This window comes from Cupriavidus sp. FW305-27, from assembly GCF_058787995.1.
Map to the genome: position 1 here is coordinate 46623 of NZ_JBYTAG010000029.1, position 17912 is coordinate 64534.

Here is a 17912-nt window from a genome sequence, read left to right on the forward strand (position 1 = left end):
GCAACCGGAGTTCACTATGAAACCGATCCACTGGATCAGCGCACTTGGCGCCACCGCGATCCTGTCCGCCGGCGTGACCGCATGGGCATCCGCTTCCGACCTGGCCTGGGCGACCAGCCGCCCCATGACTGCCGGCCACGACCTGAAAGGCGTATCGACGCAACCGGGTCACACCCGCAGCCTCCGCGATACGCTGATCGCCGGCCAGGACCTGAGCGGCGTTTCCGCTACGCCAAGCCGCGCCGGCGAGACCGGCGCGGGGGATGAAGCCAGCAAGGCTTCGGGGCCGCCCAACAAATCGCTGCCTCGGCTCGCCTGAGGCTGTGCCTCCCATAACGGAAAGGCGTCCCGGGACTGAAAGCCGCAGACCGGCATCCACACTACCCGCTTCACGCGTTTTGCCAAGGAAACAGACATGAAAGCCCAACACCTTCTTTTGCCCTTTCTCGCCGCCACCGTGATGGCATTTCCCGTCGCCGCAGCCGCACATGGAACCGGTGACACGGTCAAGGAGAACTTCTCCCGGGCCATCCCCAACATACCCGGTAAGTCACTTATCGCGCTGGAAGTGGATTACGCACCCGGCGCCTCGTCCTTGCCTCACTACCACGCCAAGTCGGCATTCATCTATGCCTATGTCGTCTCGGGCAGCATCGCCAGCAAGGTCGATGACGGGCCGGAACGGGTCTACAAGGCGGGCGAGAGCTTCCATGAAGAGCCGGGCTCGCACCATGCCGTCAGCCGCAACGCGAGCAAGTCAAAGCCCGCCAAGCTGCTGGCCGTGTTTATCGTGGACAGCGGCGAAAAGGACCTGACCACTTACGAAAGGAGCGCGAAATGAGACTGGACTACACAAAGGCCGCCCCGGGTGGCGTGAAGGCATTCGGCAGTGTCTACGGCTACGTCATGCAGTCCGGACTCGATGATGTCCTGGTGGAGCTGGTCTACCTGCGTGTCAGCCAGATCAACGGCTGCGCCTACTGCCTTGACATGCACACGCGAGACCTGGTGAAGAGGGGCGTGTCGGTCGGCAAGCTCGCGCTCGTGCAGGTCTGGCACGAAGCGGGCGCCCTCTTCAGTGACCGCGAGAAGGCCGCACTGGCGTGGGCCGAGACCGTGACCCGCGTTTCCGAGACACATGTCCCGGACGACGCATTTGGAGCGGCCTCTGCCGTCTTCAGTGAAAAGGAACTCGCTGACCTGACCATGGCGATCAGTCTGATGAATGCATTCAACCGCCTCGCCATCAGCTTCCGCCGTGCGCCGCAAGTCGAGGGCCAGGGCGACGCATGACCGGGCCGTCGGTCGCGGGACAGGGCCAGCTCGCTGGCCCTGCTTCGCCGACGCAGATTTTGAGACGCCACTTTCACTACCATTTTCAAGCTATTGGCATGCTCTACCCCGAACTGTTCAAATCGTTGGAAGCGGTCCGCTGGCACATGGACAAGGACATCCCCTGGGACACCTTCGACGCCAGCCTGCTGACAGACGACCAGGCCAAGACCATCCGCATGAACGCGATCACGGAATGGTCGGCCCTGCCCGCCACCGAGATGTTCCTGCGCGACAACCGCCACGATTCCGACTTTTCGGCGTTCATGAGCATCTGGTTCTTCGAGGAGCAGAAGCACTCGCTGGTGCTGATGGAGTACCTGCACCGTTTCCGCCCGGACCTGGTGCCGACCGAGGAAGAGCTGCATGCGGTGCGCTTCGAATTCGACCCGGCGCCGCCGCTGGAAACGCTGATGCTGCATTTTTGCGGCGAGATCCGCCTGAACCACTGGTACCGCCGTGCCGCCGAATGGCACTCGGAACCGGTGATCAAGCATATCTACCGTACCCTGTCGCAGGACGAAGCCCGCCACGGCGGCGCCTACCTGCGCTACATGAAGAAATACCTGGCCCAGTTCGGCGACACCGCGCGCGCCGCGTTTGCCAAGATCGGCGTGTTGATGGCATCGGCGCGGCGCACCGAAAAACCGCTGCACCCGACCAGCCTGCACGTCAACAAGGCGCTGTTCCCCAACGACACCGTGCAGTCGCGCCTGCCCGACCCGGACTGGCTGGGAAAATGGCTGGACGAGCAGATCCGCTTCGACGAAGGCTGGGAGAAGAAGGTCATCGAACGGATCCTGCACAATATGTCGCTGCTGTTCGAGCGCACCTTTGAAAGCGTGCAGGACCTGAACCGCTACCGCAGGGAGCTGGGGAAGCCGCAACAGGACGCGCGCGATGCTGCATTTCCCCACTAGCACGCTGATTTTCATACGAAGCCAGCAGCGTGTGACAGAAACGGGGGCCGTGAGCGCGAAGGCAGGCCTGCGAAGCAAGCGGCTCGCAGAGTGCCGGTGCGAATCGCTTCCACGGTTTGCCGCGGTCCTGCAGATGCGGGGTAGTGTCCAAGCGCGACCGCGTCAGCATCCTGCCGGCACGATGCGCCAGGTACGCGGCCCGCTTTCGTGGACACTGTTGCCGCCGGCATCCACGGCGACAACCACGGGCAGGTTCTCCACATCGAACTCGTAGATGGCTTCCATGCCGAGATCGCCAAACGCAAGGACACGCGAGAACCTGACCGCCTTGGAGATCAGATAGGCAGCCCCACCGGTTGCTGCCAGATAGACGCAGCCGTTCTTCACGATCGCGCTGATCGCCTCCGGCCCGCGCTCGGCATTGCCGATCATGCCGAGCAAGCCGGTGGAAGCCAGCATGCGCCCGGCAAACTTGTCCATCCGTGTGGATGTGGTCGGGCCGCAAGGGCCTACTACCTCGTCACGCACAGGATCGGCGGGCCCGACGTAGTAGATCATGCGATTGCGGAACTCCATCGGCAAGGGCTGGCCACGCGCGAGCATGTCGTCGATCCGCTGTGCGCGGCATCGCGTCCGGTGGTATTCCCCCCGTAAAGTAAGCCTCGCGGGAAGTAGAATTTTCTAGCAGCGGTACCTTAGGAAATTTTGCATGAAGACCCCCCGATTCACGGACAGCCAGATCATCGCCATCTTGAAACAGACCGAAGCCGGTACGCCGGTTCCGGAGCTCTGTCGGGAACATGGCATGAGTAGCGCCAGTTTTTACAAATGACGAGCCAAGTATGGCGGCATGGATGCAGCGCTAATGACCCGGATGAAGGAACTGGAAGCCGAGAATGCCCGCCTCAAGAAGATGTATGCCGAGGAGCGCCTGAAGGCGGATGTCCTGAAGGAAGCCATCGAGAAAAAGTGGTAAGGCCATCTCACCGACATGAGATGGCCATGCGTGCAGTGCGAGAACGCGCTCTGACGGTCAAGACAGCCTCTCGCAGCTTTCGGCGTGAGCGAGACGTGCTACCGGTATCAGGCCAAGAGCTCGGCGGAGGACGAGGTCATCGCCGATTGGCTGGTCAAGCTGACGCACAACCAGCGTAATTGGGGCTTCGGTCTGTGCTTCCTCTACCTGCGCAACGTCAAAGGCTTCGGCTGGAACCACAAGCCTTCGTCTATCGCATCTACCGGCAGTTGGAGTTGAACCTGCGCATCAAGCCCCGAAAGCGGCTGGTGCGTGAGCAGCCCGAACCGTTGGCAGTGCCATTGGCGCTGAACGAAAGCTGGTCGATGGACTTCATGCACGACCAGTTGGCCGACTGGCCGCAGCATCCGGCTGTTCAATGTCATTGACAACTTCAACCGAGAGGGTCTGTGCATCGACGAGGACTTCCCGCTGCCGTCACCACGAGTGATCCGCGCCCTGGATCAGGTCATCGAGTGGCGAGGGCCGCCGCAGGCGATTCGGTGCGACAACGGCCCGGAGTATGTCAGCGAAGCGCTGAAGGACTGGGCAGACAAGCGGGGAATCCGGTTGCAGTTCGTCCAGCCGGGCAAGCCTCAACAGAACGCCTATATCGAGCGGTACAACCGGACCGTGCGGTATGACTGGCTGGCGCATTTCCTGTTCGAAACCGTCGCCGAGGTCCGGGAGTACGCGACAAATGGCTATGGTCCTACAATCACGAACGCCCGAATATGGCGCTTGGTCGCATCACACCGAAACAACGATCGGCCAACTTGGCCTAGCCTCTACTTCCAGCGACCGCTAGAAACGGGGGAATACCCTACCGGCTCGAATGCGCGTTCGAGTCGCGCCGCACGATCCGACAGCCATTGGACAACCTGCACACCGTAGCCGGCCGGCGTCCAAAGACATGTAAGCTCGTCAGGAATCGGATACTTGCACAGGTTGTGGCAAGCAAGCTTCAGTTGCAGTGGTCGCCTGAGCAAGTTGCAGGCTGGCTCAAGCACGCATATGCGGTCAACAAGGGCTACCAGGTGTCACACGAGACGATCTATCGTAGCCTCTACATACAGGCCCGCGGTGCGCTGAAGAAGGAACTGCTGGAACACCTGAGGCGCTGCCGGAGCTGTTGCCGCACGCGTGTCCTTCAATGCCATCGTTGTCACCAGCGTGCCAGTCGTCACGACCAGTACCCCACCTGCCAATAGCCATCGCCGCCTGCCGGCCCGGCCGTTCTGTCTGTCTGCCATGCTCTGCTGCCCAATCCGTCCATTAGTTCATCGGTGATTCGTCCGGCAGCGCGTCGCGCGCCTGCCGGGATTCCCTGCTCGGCTTCAGTTGGCCGAACCGGGTGTGGCGGCGACCACGCCGGCCGGTCCCGCTTGCGGCCGCGCGATCCGCTGCCGCGCCCATTCGGCGACAAACAGTGCCACCGCCAGAAAGACCGCACCCACGAGACCAAGGGCATGACGGTCGAACGAGGCGATAGCCGCGCCGCCGATGACGCCTGACATCGATACGCCAACGTAGATCGCCGCCGAGTTCAGCCCCAACAGCAGCGGCGAGGCAGCCGGCGTGATGCTGATAAGCCGGTGCTGCTGCGGGACCAGCACGCCCCAGCCGCACACGCCCCAGACGATCAGCGCGGGGACCGCGGTCACCAGCGATGCCGACGTCAGCGGCAACAGGGCGAAGTCGATGACCAGCACGGCGATGGCCGCGTTGATGATGCGGCGGCTGCCGTAGCGGTCGGTCAGGCCGCCCGCGGCAAGATTGCCGACGGTGGCCGCCACGCCCCACAGCAGCAGCAAGGCCGCCAGCACGAGCGGGTCACCGCCAGTGGCACGGTCGAAGCTCAGGCCGATGTAGGTGTAGACGAGGAAGAGGCCCGCATAGATCATCCAGGTCGTCAGCAGCGTCAACAGCACGCGAGTGTCCGCCAGCGGTGCAAGGCGGCGCGACAGGCTGATGGCCGGCGGCGTCGGGATCTCCGGCAGGCGCCACGCTACGCCCAGCCCGGCCAGCGTGCCGACGGCGGCCACGAACCACATCGTCGCGCGCCAGTCCAGCGCGCCGCCGATGAAGGTGCCCAGCGGCGCACCCAGCGCCGTTGCACTGGACAGACCGCCGATCACGATGGCCAGCGCGCGCCCGCGCTGCTCCGGCGGCACCAGCGACGCGCCAGTGGCCGTCGCGGTCGGGCTGAACATGGCGGCGCCAAGGCCCGCGATGAGCCGGCTGGCCAGCACGAGCTCGATATTCGGCGCCACAGCGGTCACCACGTTACCCACCACGAACACCGCAAGCCCCGTGAGCAGCAACCGCTTGCGTGGCCAGTTCGCTGCCGCCGCAGCGATGACCGGTGACAGCAGCGCATAGCTGATCGCGTACAGCGTCACCATCTGGCCGGCCAGCGCCACCGATACACCAAGCGAAGCCGAAACCTGCGACAGCACGCCAGCCACCACGAAGCTGTCCGTGCCAATCGCGAACATGCCGCTGGCCAGAACGATCAGACGTTTATCCATGTGAATGTCCTCTGCGGCACATCGAGCCGCGCGTTGGGAAATCGTGACGGGACGCATCCCACAAAAGTTTCTTGATGAAACTTACGATAGCTCATTGAGTTGCTTCATGCAACTTTCTCGTCTAGGATGAGTGTTATGTAACGCAAGACGTCCGCTTATGCACCGCAAGACTTTCACAGGGATGAACTGCTCCGTGGCTGGCGCGCTGGAGCAGGTCGGCGAATGGTGGAGCCTGCTCATCGTGCGAGAGTGCATGATGGGCACTACGCGCTTTGACGACTTCCAGCAGCGCCTGGGTATCGCTCGAAATGTGCTCGCCACGCGGCTGAACACCCTAATTGAGCACGGGGTGCTGGCGAAGGTGATCGCCGAGGGCGCGGAACGGCGCACCGAGTACCGGCTGACGGAAAAGGGCGAGGCGCTCTATCCTGTCATCGCGGGGTTGATGCAATGGGGCGATAAATGGTGCACCCAACGCACGCCCATCCGCCTCGTCGAGGACAGCACCGGCGAACCGGTCGAACCGGTCGCATTGCGCGTGGGTCCCCGCACGCTGGGCTTGCGCGACGTCCGCCTGGAACCCGGCGACGGCGCGACCGAGCGAACGGCTGAGATCATCGACGCCCGCAACAAGTCCATTCTCGGCAAGTAAACCCGATCACGCATCGCTTGTCGCGGCGCTGCTGTCGTCGAGGAGCGCCTCCCACGTGAAGCCAATGCGATGCAGCACGATGGGTGCTGTGCGGTGTGGAGATGCCGGTCATGGCAACGACTTCCTTGCCCGTCAGGTGCGAGGCTTCCGGAAGTCGGACCTTGCAACCCGGCTTGGAATCCAGGCGCCGCCAGAACCCGCGCAAATGGCGCGTTCCGGCTTGCGGAAGGGAATTGCTACGTGCTGAAGTACCTGTCAACGAATTCACGACGGCCCGGCCGGCCAGCTGGCTTCCCCTGCCCTACTTGCCCGGCACCACGAGAGGGGCGCCCTTCGTGACGATATAAGACGCGAGTTCCGAAGCCTCGCCGCTTCCAACATTCCTGGCCGAATGCGGCGTGCCTGCCGGAATGAAAAGCGAATCCCCCGCCTTCAGCGTGACCGGCTTCTGGTCGCCAAGCTGGTACTCAAGGGTTCCCTTCAGCACGTGGGCGATCTCTTCGCCGGGGTGCGAGTGCTTCGGCGCGAAGGCGCCCGGATCAAAGTCGACGCGGACCTGAATGGCTTCGCGGCCCGAGGGTCACAGAAGTAGACCTGGATATCCGTGGCCACGGTAAAGCGCTTGTGATCGGCCATCTCTTTTCCGTGATCCCACGTCAGCGATTTGTAGAGCTCCTGGGGCAGTTTGCGCACATGCTTGATGAGTGCATTGACGACTGTCTCGCTGTCTTTGCTGGCGACCTTCACCAGCATCACAAACCTCGTCTGACGCTCGACCAAGGTGGGCCTATCTTCTATCGCCTGCCGAGGATCTGGCCGGCTTGCGCAGCCGCGCAATCGTCGCGGCATTCCTCGCAACGGGTATTACAGCGGGGGAAGCGCGAGCAGCGCGTTGAGAGATCTGATCGCAGATGCGAACCCGCCCTATTTTTTGTGTCGGCGCACGGGATGCGCGCACGGTTCACCTCGCCGACTTCGCGATACCTGTACTGCGGACTTGGTGTGCCCGCCGCTCGATCCTCCCCGTCGAGGGCGACCTACTTTTCACGCTCACCCCCGATGGTCGACCGATCAGCGACATGAGCTTCGGTCGGATCGTGGCCACCGCACTTGCCGCAATGGGGTTCTCCGGTGCAGAGCCAAGCCCCCGCACGTTGCGCAATACCTTCTGCCGGCGCCATCTCCTGGCAGGCAGCTCACGTGATGAGGTCAGCCGCATGTTGGGGCTAGCCAGCCATCGCACTTGTGACCGAATTGCTGCGACGCTGCCGGCAGAGGAGGAGCCAATGCACCAAAATAGCTCGCCTGACGCGCCAGCAAAGGCCGAGGAATAAGGAATATCATGGATATTCCACTGGACACTGTGAAGGTCATTTACCGCCGTGCGACCGCGTGGCGCACGACATTGGAGAGGGCCTCGCGCACGATCTGCACGATATGGAACTCTTCGTTGGCACTGAGCTGGCAGCCCTTGAGCCGGTTGTCCAGCGTCATGGCCACGCTGCTGCGCGCGCCATACTCATCAAGGGCCTCCTCCAGCGCCGCGGCCAGGCCCTGCACATTGATCTGCGTGCGGAACGTCGTGATCAGTTCGCGCAGCTTGCGATAGGCGCCGTTCAGGCCGTCGCGCAGTTCTTCCGCGGTCGCCTCCAGGCCCTCGTGCGCGTCCCCTCGGTCGGCCAGGGTCTGCAGGCGGCTGACCTAGGACAGCGACTGCGCCAGCGAGTCGTGCAGTTCGCGCGCCATGGCCGTGCGCTCCTCGATCAGCGCTACCCGGCGCCCTGCCTGCATGCGCCGGAAGTTGCCGATCGCCAGGGAGGCCGCGGCCACCAACCGGCGCGCGCCGCGCCGGCCTGCCGCCGCCGCGGTGCCGCGCCCCGGCGTTGGCCCGATCCCGCCCCTCCACGACTACCGTGCGCTGATCGACGGTCTCGAGGACATCGTCTTCGAGACCGACGCGGAGGCTGCCTTTGAGTCCGCGTCGCACCGGGGTAACCCGGCCGTCCTGCACCATCTGCAACTTCAACGTAGGCACGCCGCTGGTGGTGGCGATCGAGGCGTGGCCACAGTTATTGCGCAAGGAACTGATGGGGTAGCCGCGGTCGAGCAATAACAGGTCGTCGGATTGTAGGCACGTCGGATCTGACACAAGGACGGCATGCGATGAGCTGCCTGGTCGAGGTGTCGCGCGAGCCGTAGCGGGCGGCTACTGGCCGCCCTGCGCAAACATCGGCATGTCCCGCAGGATATGTTCGAGCAGCTTGAGCGCCGCCGCCGGTAGCGGCCGCCCGGCCTTGGCCAGCACGCGCGCCTGGGTGCCCCTGAACAGCGGATGATCGATGGGCACCACCGTGAGCGTTCCGGCAGCGATTTCGCGATACGCGGCGAACTCGCCGCCGATCAGCGTCATGTAGTTTTCGTAGGTAACAAACTGCTTGAGCGCCGTCAGTGAATTGGTGACCAGCGTCGGCCGGATCCTAATGTTCTCCGCGAATTCGAGCATCTTGGCGGCGTGCCCGACGCCGAATGACGCCGGCATCATGGCCAGCGGCCAGGACAAGATGTCCTTGGCGCTGGCCGCGCCGCCACGCAATGCCAAGGGATGGTCGGGCCGCACCAGCAGGCCGACCGGCTGCGACGAACTCGCCAGATACTCGATGCGCGGATGTGGTGGCGGATTGAAGGCAAGTCCGATGTGCGCGCGACTTTCGGCCACGGCGTCGAGCACCTGATCCACGCCGAGGATCTCCATGCCGATGTCGAGCAGCGGGTACTGCGCACAGAACGGCGCTAGCACCTCATTGACCAGTGCATCGACGTACCCCTCGCTCAGGACCACCTGGACCTGCCCCTGCCGCAGACCCTTGAGGGCATGGAGCTGGTCCTCAAGCTTCTCCTGATGTGACCGGTAGTCGCGCCAGAACTCAAGCAGATGCGCGGCGGCCTCGGTCGGCCTGACGCCACGCGCCTCTCGCTCGAACAGCGTCGTGCCAAGTTCGTCCTCGAGCAGCCGGATCTGCCGGGTGATCACCGATGGCGATGTGTTGAGATTCTCCGCAGCGCCTCGAATGGTGCCTTGCTCGAGCACTTCGCGGAAGTAGCGCAGCCGCTGCTGATTGATTTCACGCATGTCGAACCATCCACTTGGTCGATGACAGACTTTACACCATACCGATGCGTTGCCCTGAAGGCAACGAAGTGTGGACATGGTTGCTGTTGGAGATTGCCATTGTCGCTGGCACTATCCGATCCATCAACGCGATACACATAAAAGACATTGGAGACTGGCGTGCTGGCGATCCCGAGAGAAAGCGCAGTAGACGGCACCTCTGCCCTCTACAACAAGATCAACTGGCGGCTAATGCCATTCCTGCTGATCTGCTACCTGTTCGCCTACCTCGATCGCGTCAACATCGGCTTTGCGAAGCTTCAGATGCAAGGCGACCTCGGTTTCTCCGATGCCGCATATGGCGTGGGCGCGGGGATCTTCTTTATCGGCTACGTGCTGTTCGAGATACCGAGCAACCTGGTGCTGCCGCGCATTGGCGCACGCAAGACCTTCAGCCGCATCCTCGTACTCTGGGGCATCACCTCGGCCTGCATGCTGTTCGTGCGCAACGTGCCGATGTTCTACGCCATGCGTTTCCTGCTCGGCATCTTCGAAGCAGGCTTTGCACCGGGCATGATCTACTACCTGTCCTGCTGGTACGGGCCGCAGCGCATGGCCCGCGCCATTGCGATCGTGTTCCTTGCCGGCCCGCTCGGCGGCATTGTCGGCGGCCCGGTCTCGGCATGGCTAATCACCGCGCTCTCAGGCACCGGTGGCCTGGCCGGCTGGCAATGGATGTTCCTGGTCGAAGGCCTGCCCTGCGTCCTGCTCGGCGTGCTCGCCCTGTATTTCGTGCCGAACCGTCCCGCCGACGCCGCCTGGCTCACCGAGCAGGAAAAGCGCCTGCTCGCCAACGAAATCGGATCCAGCGCGGCGCACAATCATTCCTTCCTGGCCGTGGCTCGCGATGTCCGGGTCTATGTGCTGGCCCTGGCGTACTTCTGCATCATCGCCGCGATCTATGCGATCAGCTTCTGGCTGCCGACCTTCATCAAGGCCCAGGGCGTGAACGACACCGTGCAACTCGGCTGGTACTCGGCCCTGCCCTATGTCGCCGCGGCCTTCGGCATGTACTACATGGGCCGGCGCTCGGACCGGGTCGGGGAGCGCCGTTTCCACAGTGCCGTGCCCGCAACCGTCGGCGGATTGCTGCTCGCCGCGTCCATCCTCGTCGACGGCAATCTTGCGGCATCGCTGATGTTGCTCACGCTCGGTACCTGCGCGCTGTGGATGACCTACACGGTGTTCTGGGCCATGCCTTCCGAATACATCAAGGGCCCGGCGGCCGCAGGCGGCATCGCACTGATCAACACGATCGGGCTATCGGGCGGCTTCTGGGGCCCGGCCATCATTGGATGGGCCAAGACCGCCACCGGCAACCTTCACCTCGGTGTGCTGATCCTGGCCGCGCTGCCAATCATCGCCGCACTGATCATCCTTGCCAACAAGCTGCCCGCGAAGCGGTAACAAGGAGTCGTCATGCTTCTACATCTCTCCACCTGGTCCGAAATCGAGCAGTTCCTCAAGCGCAGCCGCACGATCGTCGTGCCGATCGGCTCCAACGAACAGCACGGTCCCACAGGGCTGCTGGGTACGGACTGGCTGTGTCCCGAAATCATTGCGCGTGAATCGGAAAAATCCGCCGATATCCTCGTGGCCCCCACGTTTAACATCGGCATGGCACAGCATCACCTCGGCTTTCCCGGCACCATCTCGCTGCGCCCGTCGACGTTCATCGCCGCGATCGGCGACTGGACCCGCTCGCTGGTGGTGCATGGTTTCGAAAAGATCCTGTTCCTGAACGGCCATGGCGGCAATGTCTCGTCGATTGATGCCGCGTTCTCCGAGCTGTACGCCGAAGCAAGCTTTGCGCGTCGTCGTGCCGGCTTCGCACTGAAAGTCTGCAACTGGTGGGATCTCGAAGGTGTGGGCGAACTGGCACGAGACCAGTTCCCGACCGGCCACGGCTCACATGCCACACCTTCGGAAATTGCGATCACGCAGTACGCCTTTCCCGATTCGGTCAAGTCGGCCGACTATGCCCCGCCCATTGCGCCGACCGGCCCGATCCGCGAAGCCCTCGACTTCCGGGCCCGCTTCCCGGACGGACGCATCGGTTCCGATCCAGGCCTGGCAACGCGCGAGAAAGGCCGCGTACTGGTCGAACTGGCCGCGCAGTCCCTGGTGCGGGAACTCGAGGCCTTCGGCCGCGAACCGATGCCGGACTGAAACCGGCCCGCCGGCGCCACATGACTCGCGATGACTCCCCGTGGCGCCAGTCATCTTGCCCTCCATCGACAAGCATCATGCAATCACACGATATCCACCAAAGACTAAAAGCACTCGATATCGAGCTGTCCCCCGCAGGCGCGCCGGCTGCCGCGTACGTCATGAGCGCGCAGAGCGGCAACCTTGTCTACCTCTCCGGCCACATTGCGAAGAAGAACGGCAACGTGTGGGTTGGCAAGCTCGGCGCCACGATGTCGGCGGACGAGGGGCGCGCAGCGGCCCGCGCGGTCGCGATCGATCTGCTGTCGACGCTACAGGCCCACACCGGCGACCTGAATCGCGTCAAACGCATCGTCAAGGTCATGAGCCTGGTCAATTCAACGCCCGACTTCACCGAGCAGCATCTGGTCACCAACGGCGCATCGGAGCTGTTCGTCGACGTGTTCGGCGATGCCGGCAAACATGCACGGTCGGCATTCGGTGTCGCACAGATTCCGCTGGGAGCCTGCGTGGAGATCGAAGTCTGCGTCGAACTGGACTGAGGCATCAGATCAAATCAAACATCGCGTGCAGATGAACTCTCAAGGTTCTTCAGCGCGGTAACCAGTGCACACCCGAAGCCACACAACCAGGCAAGCAGCCAGATGAACGCCCCCACTCCGTCTTCCTCTCTTACCCCCGTCGGTCCCCGCATCAACAGCGAGCGGCTCTGGGAACATGTCTGCGCCATGGCAAGGATCGGCGCCACGGCCAAAGGCGGTGTCAACCGCCAGGCGCTCACCGCGGAAGACACCCAGGGCAAGATGTTATTGCTCCAGTGGGCATCCAGGCGAGGCTATCAGACGTCGATTGACCCGATCGGCAATCTGTTCATCCGCCGCCCCGGAAGGAATCCGGGCCTCAGTCCGGTATTGACGGGTTCACATCTTGACTCCCAGCCGACCGGAGGCAGATTCGACGGTGTCTACGGCGTGCTTGCCGGTTTCGAGGTACTCGAGACGCTTGACGATCACGGCATTGAGACCGAACGCCAGATCGAGCTCGTTGTGTGGATGAACGAGGAGGGATCAAGGTTCCCCCCCCCCACGATGGGCTCCGCCGTTGCGGCCGGCGCGCTGCCGCTGGCCGACGCATTGGCCATCAAGGACGTCAGCGGGATCGATGTGGAACGCGCATTGAAGGCCCAGATCGCCGAGTTTCCGGTTCTGGAGGAGCGCCCGCTTGGTATGAGCGGCTTTGCCTATATCGAAGCCCACATCGAGCAGGGCCCCGTCCTTGAGAACCAGGCATGCGATGTGGGCATTGTCACGGGCATTCAAGGACTTCATGCCTACGAGATCCAACTGCTAGGCGCCGAGGCCCACGCGGGCACGACACCGCTGCGGCATCGCAAGGATGCATTGGTGGCCGCGACCAAGCTCATCGGATACATTCGCGCCGCGATAGACGACCCCGAGGATATTCTGCGCTTCACCGTCGGAAGGCTGGAGGTTTATCCGGGATCACCCAACACCGTGCCAGGCAGGGTGACATTCAATATCGATCTGCGGCATCCCGACCCCGATTCCCTCCGGCGTGCCGGCGAGACGATCCTTCAACTTTGCGCTGGCGAGATCGAAGGCTGCCCGGTGTCAGCGAAGGTTCTGTTGAGGTCCACGCCGGTAACGTTCGACGACCGCGTGGTGGCAACCGTGCGCAAGGCCGCAGGCGGTCGGGCCATGAAATTCCTGAACATCGTTTCCGGCGCGACTCACGACGCCAAGTACACCGCACAACATATTCCCACTGGGATGATTTTCGTGCCTTGCGAAAAGGGTATCAGCCACAACGAGGCCGAGAACGCGCGCGAAGTCGATGTCGCGGCTGGGGCGCAAGTTCTCTGCGACGCCATCCTCGCGATCATGTCGGAACAACTATAACCCGTTCCAACGTCCATATCGACCCCGGCACGCCGCACACTGGCAGCCATCGGACACACGGCCACCGTGAAGTGTTTGTCGACACGAAGCGAAGTTGCCAGGCGATGACGCCAGAACCATTTCGGCCACGGATGCCGGCGCCGCTGCGCACCGTGGCGACGCCATACACACCAATCAAAGGAGAGGTCTGTGTCTCAAAAGGACCAAAATTCGGGGAGCGGGGCCGACCGTGCGTCCCTCGATCGAAAAGTAGATATGCGCCTGCTGCCACTGCTGTTCATCGGCTTCATGTTCGCCTATCTGGACAGAGTCAACGTAGGCTTTGCAAAGCTTCAGATGCAGAGCGACCTCGGCTTCTCCGACGCCGCCTACGGCATCGGGGCAGGAATATTTTTCGTGGGCTATGTCCTGTTCGAGGTACCAAGCAATCTCTTGCTGCCCAAGGTTGGCGCCCGGCTTACCTTCAGCCGAATCATGGTGCTCTGGGGTATTACCTCGATGTGCATGGTGTTCGTCAAAAGCGTCCCGGTGTTCTACGCCCTGCGCTTTCTGCTGGGCGTCTTCGAAGCCGGCTTCGCGCCGGGCGTCCTGTTCTACCTGTCACGCTGGTATGGTCCGAGCCGCATCGCCGGCGCAATTTCGATGGTTTGGCTTGCGGGTCCTTTCAGCGGAATTGTGGGCGGGCCGCTGTCGGCGTGGATCATGACGGCCTTCGCCGGTACGGCCAGCCTCGCAGGTTGGCAATGGATGTTTCTCATTGAAGGCGCCCCAACCCTCGTGCTTGGCGTCGCGGCCTACTTCCTGCTCGTCGATGACCCATCCAACGCGAAATGGCTCAACGACACGGAGAAACGCGCGCTAGCCGCGGAAACGAACACGGCTACAGACCGGCGGCACGAATCGTTTCTCATGGTACTGCGTGATCCCAAGGTGTACATCCTCGCGGTAGCCTATCTGTGCATCATCGCGCCGATCTACGCCTTGAGCTTCTGGCTGCCGACGATCATCAAATCCGCCGGCGTCACCAGCACACAGACCCTCGGTTGGTATGCGGCGATTCCTTATGTGGCAGCGGCGTTTGCCATCTTCTTCGGCGGCCGCAGCTCCGACAGGCGTCAAGAGCGTCGAATCCACATCGCCGTGCCGGCTGCCATAAGCAGTCTTTGCTTCATTGCCTGGTACCTCGCCGACGGCAATCTCGCAGTGACACTGGTATGCGTTACCGTCGCTACCGGCCTGATGTGGATGGCCAACATCGTCTTTTGGGCGATTCCGCCCGCGTACATCAAGGGCAACGCACGAGCAGGAGCCATTGCCCTGATCAATACGATTGGCCTGTCTGGCGGCTTCTTCGGCCCAACCATCATCGGTTGGTCGAAATCCGTGAGCGGCAGCATCTACCCCGGGTTCCTGCTGATGGCGGCGATGTTGCTGATGTGTGCATTCATCATCATGTTCCTGCGCCTGAAGCCCAGGGGCGATACTGCGCCTCGCCACGAGTCGTCCATGCCGGCCAGCGTGCGTCAAGCGAAGTAAATTCCTATGGCTAGTGATCCGCCTGCCACTAGGCAATCGACTATGAGGCAGCCGGGGGCGATGCGGGACAACCCTCCTTCATTGCCTGCGGTCAGACACGCAACCCTTGCGATGCGCGCTCTCCCGATGTCTCCCTGAAAGAGAACGTCACATGAAACTCGCCGAATACACCGCCCTTGACGGCATGGGGCTGCATCACCTCATCGCCACGCGAGAAGTGACCGCAATGGAAGTGGCGCTAGCCGCATTGGCTGCCATCGAGGCCGTCAATCCCCAAGTAAATGCTGTGCTCGATTACTGGCCCGAAGAGGTGGAGATACAGTCAGCTGGCATCGTGAGTGTCGATCCGAGACCCCTAGGTGGCGTGCCATTTCTCCTCAAGGATCTCGGCGTCACCATGCAGGGACGCAGGAGCGAAATGTGCAGTCGCCTGGCGATGGGAACCGTCGCAAAGGAAGACTCGTACGTAATGACGAGCTTCCGTCAGGCAGGCCTGATTACGCTCGGGCGAACAACCATGCCAGAACTGGCGGTTAGCACGACGACGGAACCCGTGCTGTACGGCCCGACGAGAAATCCCTGGAGTCTGCAGCATGGCGCGGGCGGATCGAGCGGCGGTGCGGGAGCGGCGGTGGCCGCCGGTATCGTTCCGATTGCACATGCGACGGACGGCGGCGGATCGATACGGGTGCCGGCCGCCTGCAACGGGCTGTTCGGTCTGAAGCCGACCAGGGGACGCGTGTCGAACGGGCCCCACGTGGACGAAGTATGGAACGGGCTGGGCGTGCATTTTGCCGTGAGCCGAACGGTGCGCGATAGTGCAGCGCTGCTTGATGGCATCCACGGCGGCGGCGTGGGCGAGCCCTACTACATTGCCCCACCCAAAGACAGCTATCTGTCGGAGATCCGACAGCAGCCGGGAAATCTGAAGATCGGGTTCATGATGAATCCATTCAGTGCCGCGCGTACTGACACGGGGGTTGCGGATGCCTTGAGCAAGGTGGCCAGGACACTCGAGTCCCTGGGTCATCATGTCCATGAAGTAGCGCCAGACTTAGGTGTGAGCTGGGACGCATTTGTGCAATGCAATGCGAAAATCTGGGCTGCCAACGCAGCGCTCCGGATCAACGACATTGCCGCAGCCACCGGACGAACAGTGGATGAAAAGCACCTCGAACCGGCAACGCTCGCGCTCTATCGATACGGCATTGAGGTTGGCGCCGTAGAGCTCCTGTCGGCATTGCAGGTCAGGAATACCGTCACACGGGCGCTGGGGCGGTTCTTCGGAAACTACGACATTCTGCTGACACCGACGTTACCCAGACTTCCGCCTCGGATTGGTGAATACAACCGGATAGGAACATCCGTCGATGGGCTTGACTGGATTGCGCACGTTTTTAGCCAGTCACCGTTTACCGCGTTATCGAACGTGACGGGAACGCCAGCAATGTCAGTGCCGCTTTCCATCGACCCTCAATCGGATCTGCCAATCGGCTCGCATTTTATGTCTGGCTTCGGGCGGGAGCACACGCTGTTCCGTCTGGCCGCACAATTGGAAGCGGCATGTCCTTGGCGCGAACGGCGGCCACCGGTATGGGCAGGATCAATCGTCAACACGACGTCGCAACCGTAGCAGCCACTATCCAGGCAGCACGTGGCGGGATCACAGCTTTATTGTCGCCGTCGTGGCACTTTTGGCACGGTGTACGAAAGTCTTTTGAGCATTACAACGAGCAGCACCCCCACAGTGCGTTACCGCCCACCGAGAGAGTTCAGGCGCAGAATGGGGTTATCAACCAAAGGGGTGTCCGTGTCCGGAGACCCAGGGAAAATCCACTCAGTCGGGCTCACGGGCGCCCTCTAAAGCGCGATGCATGGCTTGGCAAACCGTAAACATCCTCGTTGTATTAGGCTCTGGGGCGGCCTCGGACTGAGCGGCTTCAGAAGAATGGAGATAGAGCTCGCGGAAAGCGCCGGCAGCCCGCACCACCAAGGCACAGATTAACATCGCTCATTAGCAAGCAACCCTTCCAGGTACCGTGCGAGTTTACGTTGGGCGAATTAGAGCAGATTCGTCATTGAAGCAGTCCGCGCACCCGCCTGAGACAGGCGGGTGCACAATACATCAATGCTCATGTGGTTTCGAAACTCTCAGATCTGGGACAGTGACGGCAACCACCTCGGTAGCCAGGATCTTGTGACTCGGGTCAGCCAGCTCGAGCCGAAGCTTGTGCGGCCCCGGCGTGAGCCCGACGACGATGATCGGGTCTTCACTCGTATGTGCCCAAGTGCCACGAACGTCGTCCGTTGTTACGTGCAAATGCCCGATGCGTGGCGAGATATCAACTGCCTGCTTGCCAAATACGGGCATGACGCGGAAGTTCTCCGTCCGGAATTGGACGATGACTACACCGCGCGCAAGCGGCTCGGCAAGTGCCGGGTACGCTATCAGCTTAGGCGCTGGCTCGCCGTTGAGTGGAAGAATGGCAGGTGGCCGAACGGCATCCTGTGCTGTTTGCGCGGATGCGCTTATGCAGAATGTCGCCGCAATGGCGACCGCCGAAAAGTACTTCAGGTTGTGGCGCATGACATTGTCCTTTTTCATAGATGGGCTGCCTCGATACGCGGGCCAGGCAGAGCGATCGCGAGGATAGTCTCCACATTTCATC

General features: G+C 62.2%; 19 protein-coding genes and 4 pseudogenes. 15 read left to right on the plus strand and 8 right to left on the minus strand.

Annotated features, from left to right (window positions below):
- The first annotated feature begins 16 nt into the window (after positions 1-16).
- From AC3WRI_RS15780 to AC3WRI_RS15795, 4 genes are all read left to right on the plus strand, one after another.
- Positions 17-319, plus strand: a complete 303-nt coding sequence (locus tag AC3WRI_RS15780) for a hypothetical protein (RefSeq protein WP_492293512.1) — start codon at positions 17-19, stop codon at positions 317-319.
- Positions 320-415: 96 nt separating this feature from the next.
- Positions 416-841, plus strand: coding sequence for a cupin domain-containing protein (locus AC3WRI_RS15785; RefSeq protein WP_011615280.1), 426 nt, complete (start codon positions 416-418; stop codon positions 839-841).
- Positions 838-1293: a carboxymuconolactone decarboxylase family protein gene (locus AC3WRI_RS15790; protein ID WP_011615279.1), complete on the plus strand. Its 456-nt coding sequence runs from the start codon at positions 838-840 to the stop codon at positions 1291-1293. The genes AC3WRI_RS15785 and AC3WRI_RS15790 overlap by 4 nt, the downstream gene beginning before the upstream one ends.
- Before the next feature lie 98 nt (positions 1294-1391).
- Entirely contained in the window at positions 1392-2252 is an 861-nt protein-coding gene (locus tag AC3WRI_RS15795) for a ferritin family protein (protein ID WP_051398476.1), read from the plus strand.
- A gap of 162 nt (positions 2253-2414) precedes the next feature.
- Here the strand turns inward: AC3WRI_RS15795 and AC3WRI_RS15800 are convergent.
- Positions 2415-2911: pseudogene (locus AC3WRI_RS15800) on the minus strand (fumarate hydratase C-terminal domain-containing protein); the annotation flags it as partial.
- Between the two features lie 50 nt (positions 2912-2961).
- Here AC3WRI_RS15800 and AC3WRI_RS15805 point away from each other — a divergent pair.
- Together AC3WRI_RS15805 and AC3WRI_RS15810 are read left to right on the plus strand one after the other, a co-directional pair.
- A pseudogene (locus tag AC3WRI_RS15805) lies at positions 2962-4052 on the plus strand (IS3 family transposase).
- Positions 4053-4073: 21 nt separating this feature from the next.
- Positions 4074-4394 (plus strand): annotated as a pseudogene (locus AC3WRI_RS15810) (IS30 family transposase); the annotation flags it as partial.
- A 210-nt stretch (positions 4395-4604) separates the two neighbouring features.
- On the opposite strand, the gene AC3WRI_RS15815 reads toward AC3WRI_RS15810, so the two are convergent.
- Positions 4605-5798, minus strand: a complete 1194-nt coding sequence (locus tag AC3WRI_RS15815; RefSeq protein WP_011615276.1) for an MFS transporter — start codon at positions 5796-5798, stop codon at positions 4605-4607.
- 157 nt (positions 5799-5955) lie between these two features.
- On the opposite strand from AC3WRI_RS15815, the gene AC3WRI_RS15820 reads away from it, so the two are divergent.
- On the plus strand, positions 5956-6450 hold the full coding sequence (locus AC3WRI_RS15820; RefSeq protein WP_041687341.1) for a winged helix-turn-helix transcriptional regulator: 495 nt from the start codon (positions 5956-5958) through the stop codon (positions 6448-6450).
- 301 nt (positions 6451-6751) lie between these two features.
- On the opposite strand, the gene AC3WRI_RS15825 is transcribed toward AC3WRI_RS15820, so the two are convergent.
- Together AC3WRI_RS15825 and AC3WRI_RS15830 are read right to left on the minus strand one after the other, a co-directional pair.
- Entirely contained in the window at positions 6752-7012 is a 261-nt protein-coding gene (locus AC3WRI_RS15825) for a cupin domain-containing protein (protein WP_081225799.1), read from the minus strand.
- 8 nt (positions 7013-7020) lie between these two features.
- Positions 7021-7233: pseudogene (locus AC3WRI_RS15830) on the minus strand (IS30 family transposase); the annotation flags it as partial.
- A 128-nt stretch (positions 7234-7361) separates the two neighbouring features.
- Between AC3WRI_RS15830 and AC3WRI_RS15835 the strand changes: the two are divergent.
- Positions 7362-7784 (plus strand): tyrosine-type recombinase/integrase, encoded by a 423-nt coding sequence (locus tag AC3WRI_RS15835; RefSeq protein ID WP_231881405.1) that lies wholly within the window; start codon positions 7362-7364, stop codon positions 7782-7784.
- 40 nt (positions 7785-7824) lie between these two features.
- Here the strand turns inward: AC3WRI_RS15835 and AC3WRI_RS15840 are convergent, their stop codons facing one another.
- Positions 7825-8010, minus strand: a complete 186-nt coding sequence (locus tag AC3WRI_RS15840; RefSeq protein ID WP_041687336.1) for a hypothetical protein — start codon at positions 8008-8010, stop codon at positions 7825-7827.
- A 141-nt stretch (positions 8011-8151) separates the two neighbouring features.
- Positions 8152-8280, minus strand: coding sequence for a histidine kinase (locus AC3WRI_RS15845; protein ID WP_269446661.1), 129 nt, complete (start codon positions 8278-8280; stop codon positions 8152-8154).
- Positions 8281-8420: 140 nt separating this feature from the next.
- Here AC3WRI_RS15845 and AC3WRI_RS15850 point away from each other — a divergent pair, with 140 nt between their 5' ends.
- Positions 8421-8546, plus strand: a complete 126-nt coding sequence (locus tag AC3WRI_RS15850; RefSeq protein WP_255266293.1) for a hypothetical protein — start codon at positions 8421-8423, stop codon at positions 8544-8546.
- Positions 8547-8656: 110 nt separating this feature from the next.
- Here the strand turns inward: AC3WRI_RS15850 and AC3WRI_RS15855 are convergent, their stop codons facing one another.
- Complete coding sequence (locus tag AC3WRI_RS15855) at positions 8657-9580, minus strand: LysR family transcriptional regulator (protein WP_011615274.1); 924 nt, start codon at positions 9578-9580, stop codon at positions 8657-8659.
- A 159-nt stretch (positions 9581-9739) separates the two neighbouring features.
- On the opposite strand from AC3WRI_RS15855, the gene AC3WRI_RS15860 reads away from it, so the two are divergent.
- The 6 genes from AC3WRI_RS15860 (at position 9740) to AC3WRI_RS15885 (ending at position 16876) form a co-directional block, all read left to right on the plus strand.
- A complete protein-coding gene (locus tag AC3WRI_RS15860) occupies positions 9740-11026 on the plus strand; it encodes an MFS transporter (protein ID WP_011615273.1) in 1287 nt (428 codons plus the stop codon).
- A gap of 12 nt (positions 11027-11038) precedes the next feature.
- The gene (locus AC3WRI_RS15865; RefSeq protein WP_492293513.1) at positions 11039-11788 is read left to right on the plus strand and encodes a creatininase family protein; all 750 of its coding nucleotides are present in this window, start codon (positions 11039-11041) and stop codon (positions 11786-11788) included.
- A gap of 77 nt (positions 11789-11865) precedes the next feature.
- Positions 11866-12330 carry a RidA family protein gene (locus AC3WRI_RS15870; protein ID WP_011615271.1) on the plus strand — a complete coding sequence of 155 codons (465 nt, stop codon included), beginning with the start codon at positions 11866-11868 and terminating at the stop codon, positions 12328-12330.
- A 102-nt stretch (positions 12331-12432) separates the two neighbouring features.
- Positions 12433-13707, plus strand: coding sequence for a M20 family metallo-hydrolase (locus AC3WRI_RS15875; protein ID WP_492293514.1), 1275 nt, complete (start codon positions 12433-12435; stop codon positions 13705-13707).
- 189 nt (positions 13708-13896) lie between these two features.
- Positions 13897-15243 carry an MFS transporter gene (locus AC3WRI_RS15880; RefSeq protein ID WP_492293515.1) on the plus strand — a complete coding sequence of 449 codons (1347 nt, stop codon included), beginning with the start codon at positions 13897-13899 and terminating at the stop codon, positions 15241-15243.
- A gap of 151 nt (positions 15244-15394) precedes the next feature.
- Complete coding sequence (locus AC3WRI_RS15885; protein WP_492293516.1) at positions 15395-16876, plus strand: amidase; 1482 nt, start codon at positions 15395-15397, stop codon at positions 16874-16876.
- A gap of 492 nt (positions 16877-17368) precedes the next feature.
- Here the strand turns inward: AC3WRI_RS15885 and AC3WRI_RS15890 are convergent, their stop codons facing one another.
- On the minus strand, positions 17369-17830 hold the full coding sequence (locus tag AC3WRI_RS15890; RefSeq protein WP_011615267.1) for a DUF6130 family protein: 462 nt from the start codon (positions 17828-17830) through the stop codon (positions 17369-17371).
- Positions 17831-17912 lie beyond the last annotated feature (82 nt).

What these genes read in the sequence shown, in the direction of transcription:
- AC3WRI_RS15780 (WP_492293512.1), top strand. Translation starts at nt 17, where the DNA reads ATGAAACCGATCCACTGGATCAGCGCACTTGGCGCCACCGCGATCCTG.
- AC3WRI_RS15785 (WP_011615280.1), top strand. Translation starts at nt 416, where the DNA reads ATGAAAGCCCAACACCTTCTTTTGCCCTTTCTCGCCGCCACCGTGATG.
- AC3WRI_RS15790 (WP_011615279.1), top strand. Translation starts at nt 838, where the DNA reads ATGAGACTGGACTACACAAAGGCCGCCCCGGGTGGCGTGAAGGCATTC.
- AC3WRI_RS15795 (WP_051398476.1), top strand. Translation starts at nt 1,392, where the DNA reads ATGCTCTACCCCGAACTGTTCAAATCGTTGGAAGCGGTCCGCTGGCAC.
- AC3WRI_RS15815 (WP_011615276.1), bottom strand. Translation starts at nt 5,798, where the DNA reads ATGGATAAACGTCTGATCGTTCTGGCCAGCGGCATGTTCGCGATTGGC.
- AC3WRI_RS15820 (WP_041687341.1), top strand. Translation starts at nt 5,956, where the DNA reads ATGCACCGCAAGACTTTCACAGGGATGAACTGCTCCGTGGCTGGCGCG.
- AC3WRI_RS15835 (WP_231881405.1), top strand. Translation starts at nt 7,362, where the DNA reads ATGCGAACCCGCCCTATTTTTTGTGTCGGCGCACGGGATGCGCGCACG.
- AC3WRI_RS15855 (WP_011615274.1), bottom strand. Translation starts at nt 9,580, where the DNA reads ATGCGTGAAATCAATCAGCAGCGGCTGCGCTACTTCCGCGAAGTGCTC.
- AC3WRI_RS15865 (WP_492293513.1), top strand. Translation starts at nt 11,039, where the DNA reads ATGCTTCTACATCTCTCCACCTGGTCCGAAATCGAGCAGTTCCTCAAG.
- AC3WRI_RS15870 (WP_011615271.1), top strand. Translation starts at nt 11,866, where the DNA reads ATGCAATCACACGATATCCACCAAAGACTAAAAGCACTCGATATCGAG.
- AC3WRI_RS15875 (WP_492293514.1), top strand. Translation starts at nt 12,433, where the DNA reads ATGAACGCCCCCACTCCGTCTTCCTCTCTTACCCCCGTCGGTCCCCGC.
- AC3WRI_RS15885 (WP_492293516.1), top strand. Translation starts at nt 15,395, where the DNA reads ATGAAACTCGCCGAATACACCGCCCTTGACGGCATGGGGCTGCATCAC.
- AC3WRI_RS15890 (WP_011615267.1), bottom strand. Translation starts at nt 17,830, where the DNA reads ATGCGCCACAACCTGAAGTACTTTTCGGCGGTCGCCATTGCGGCGACA.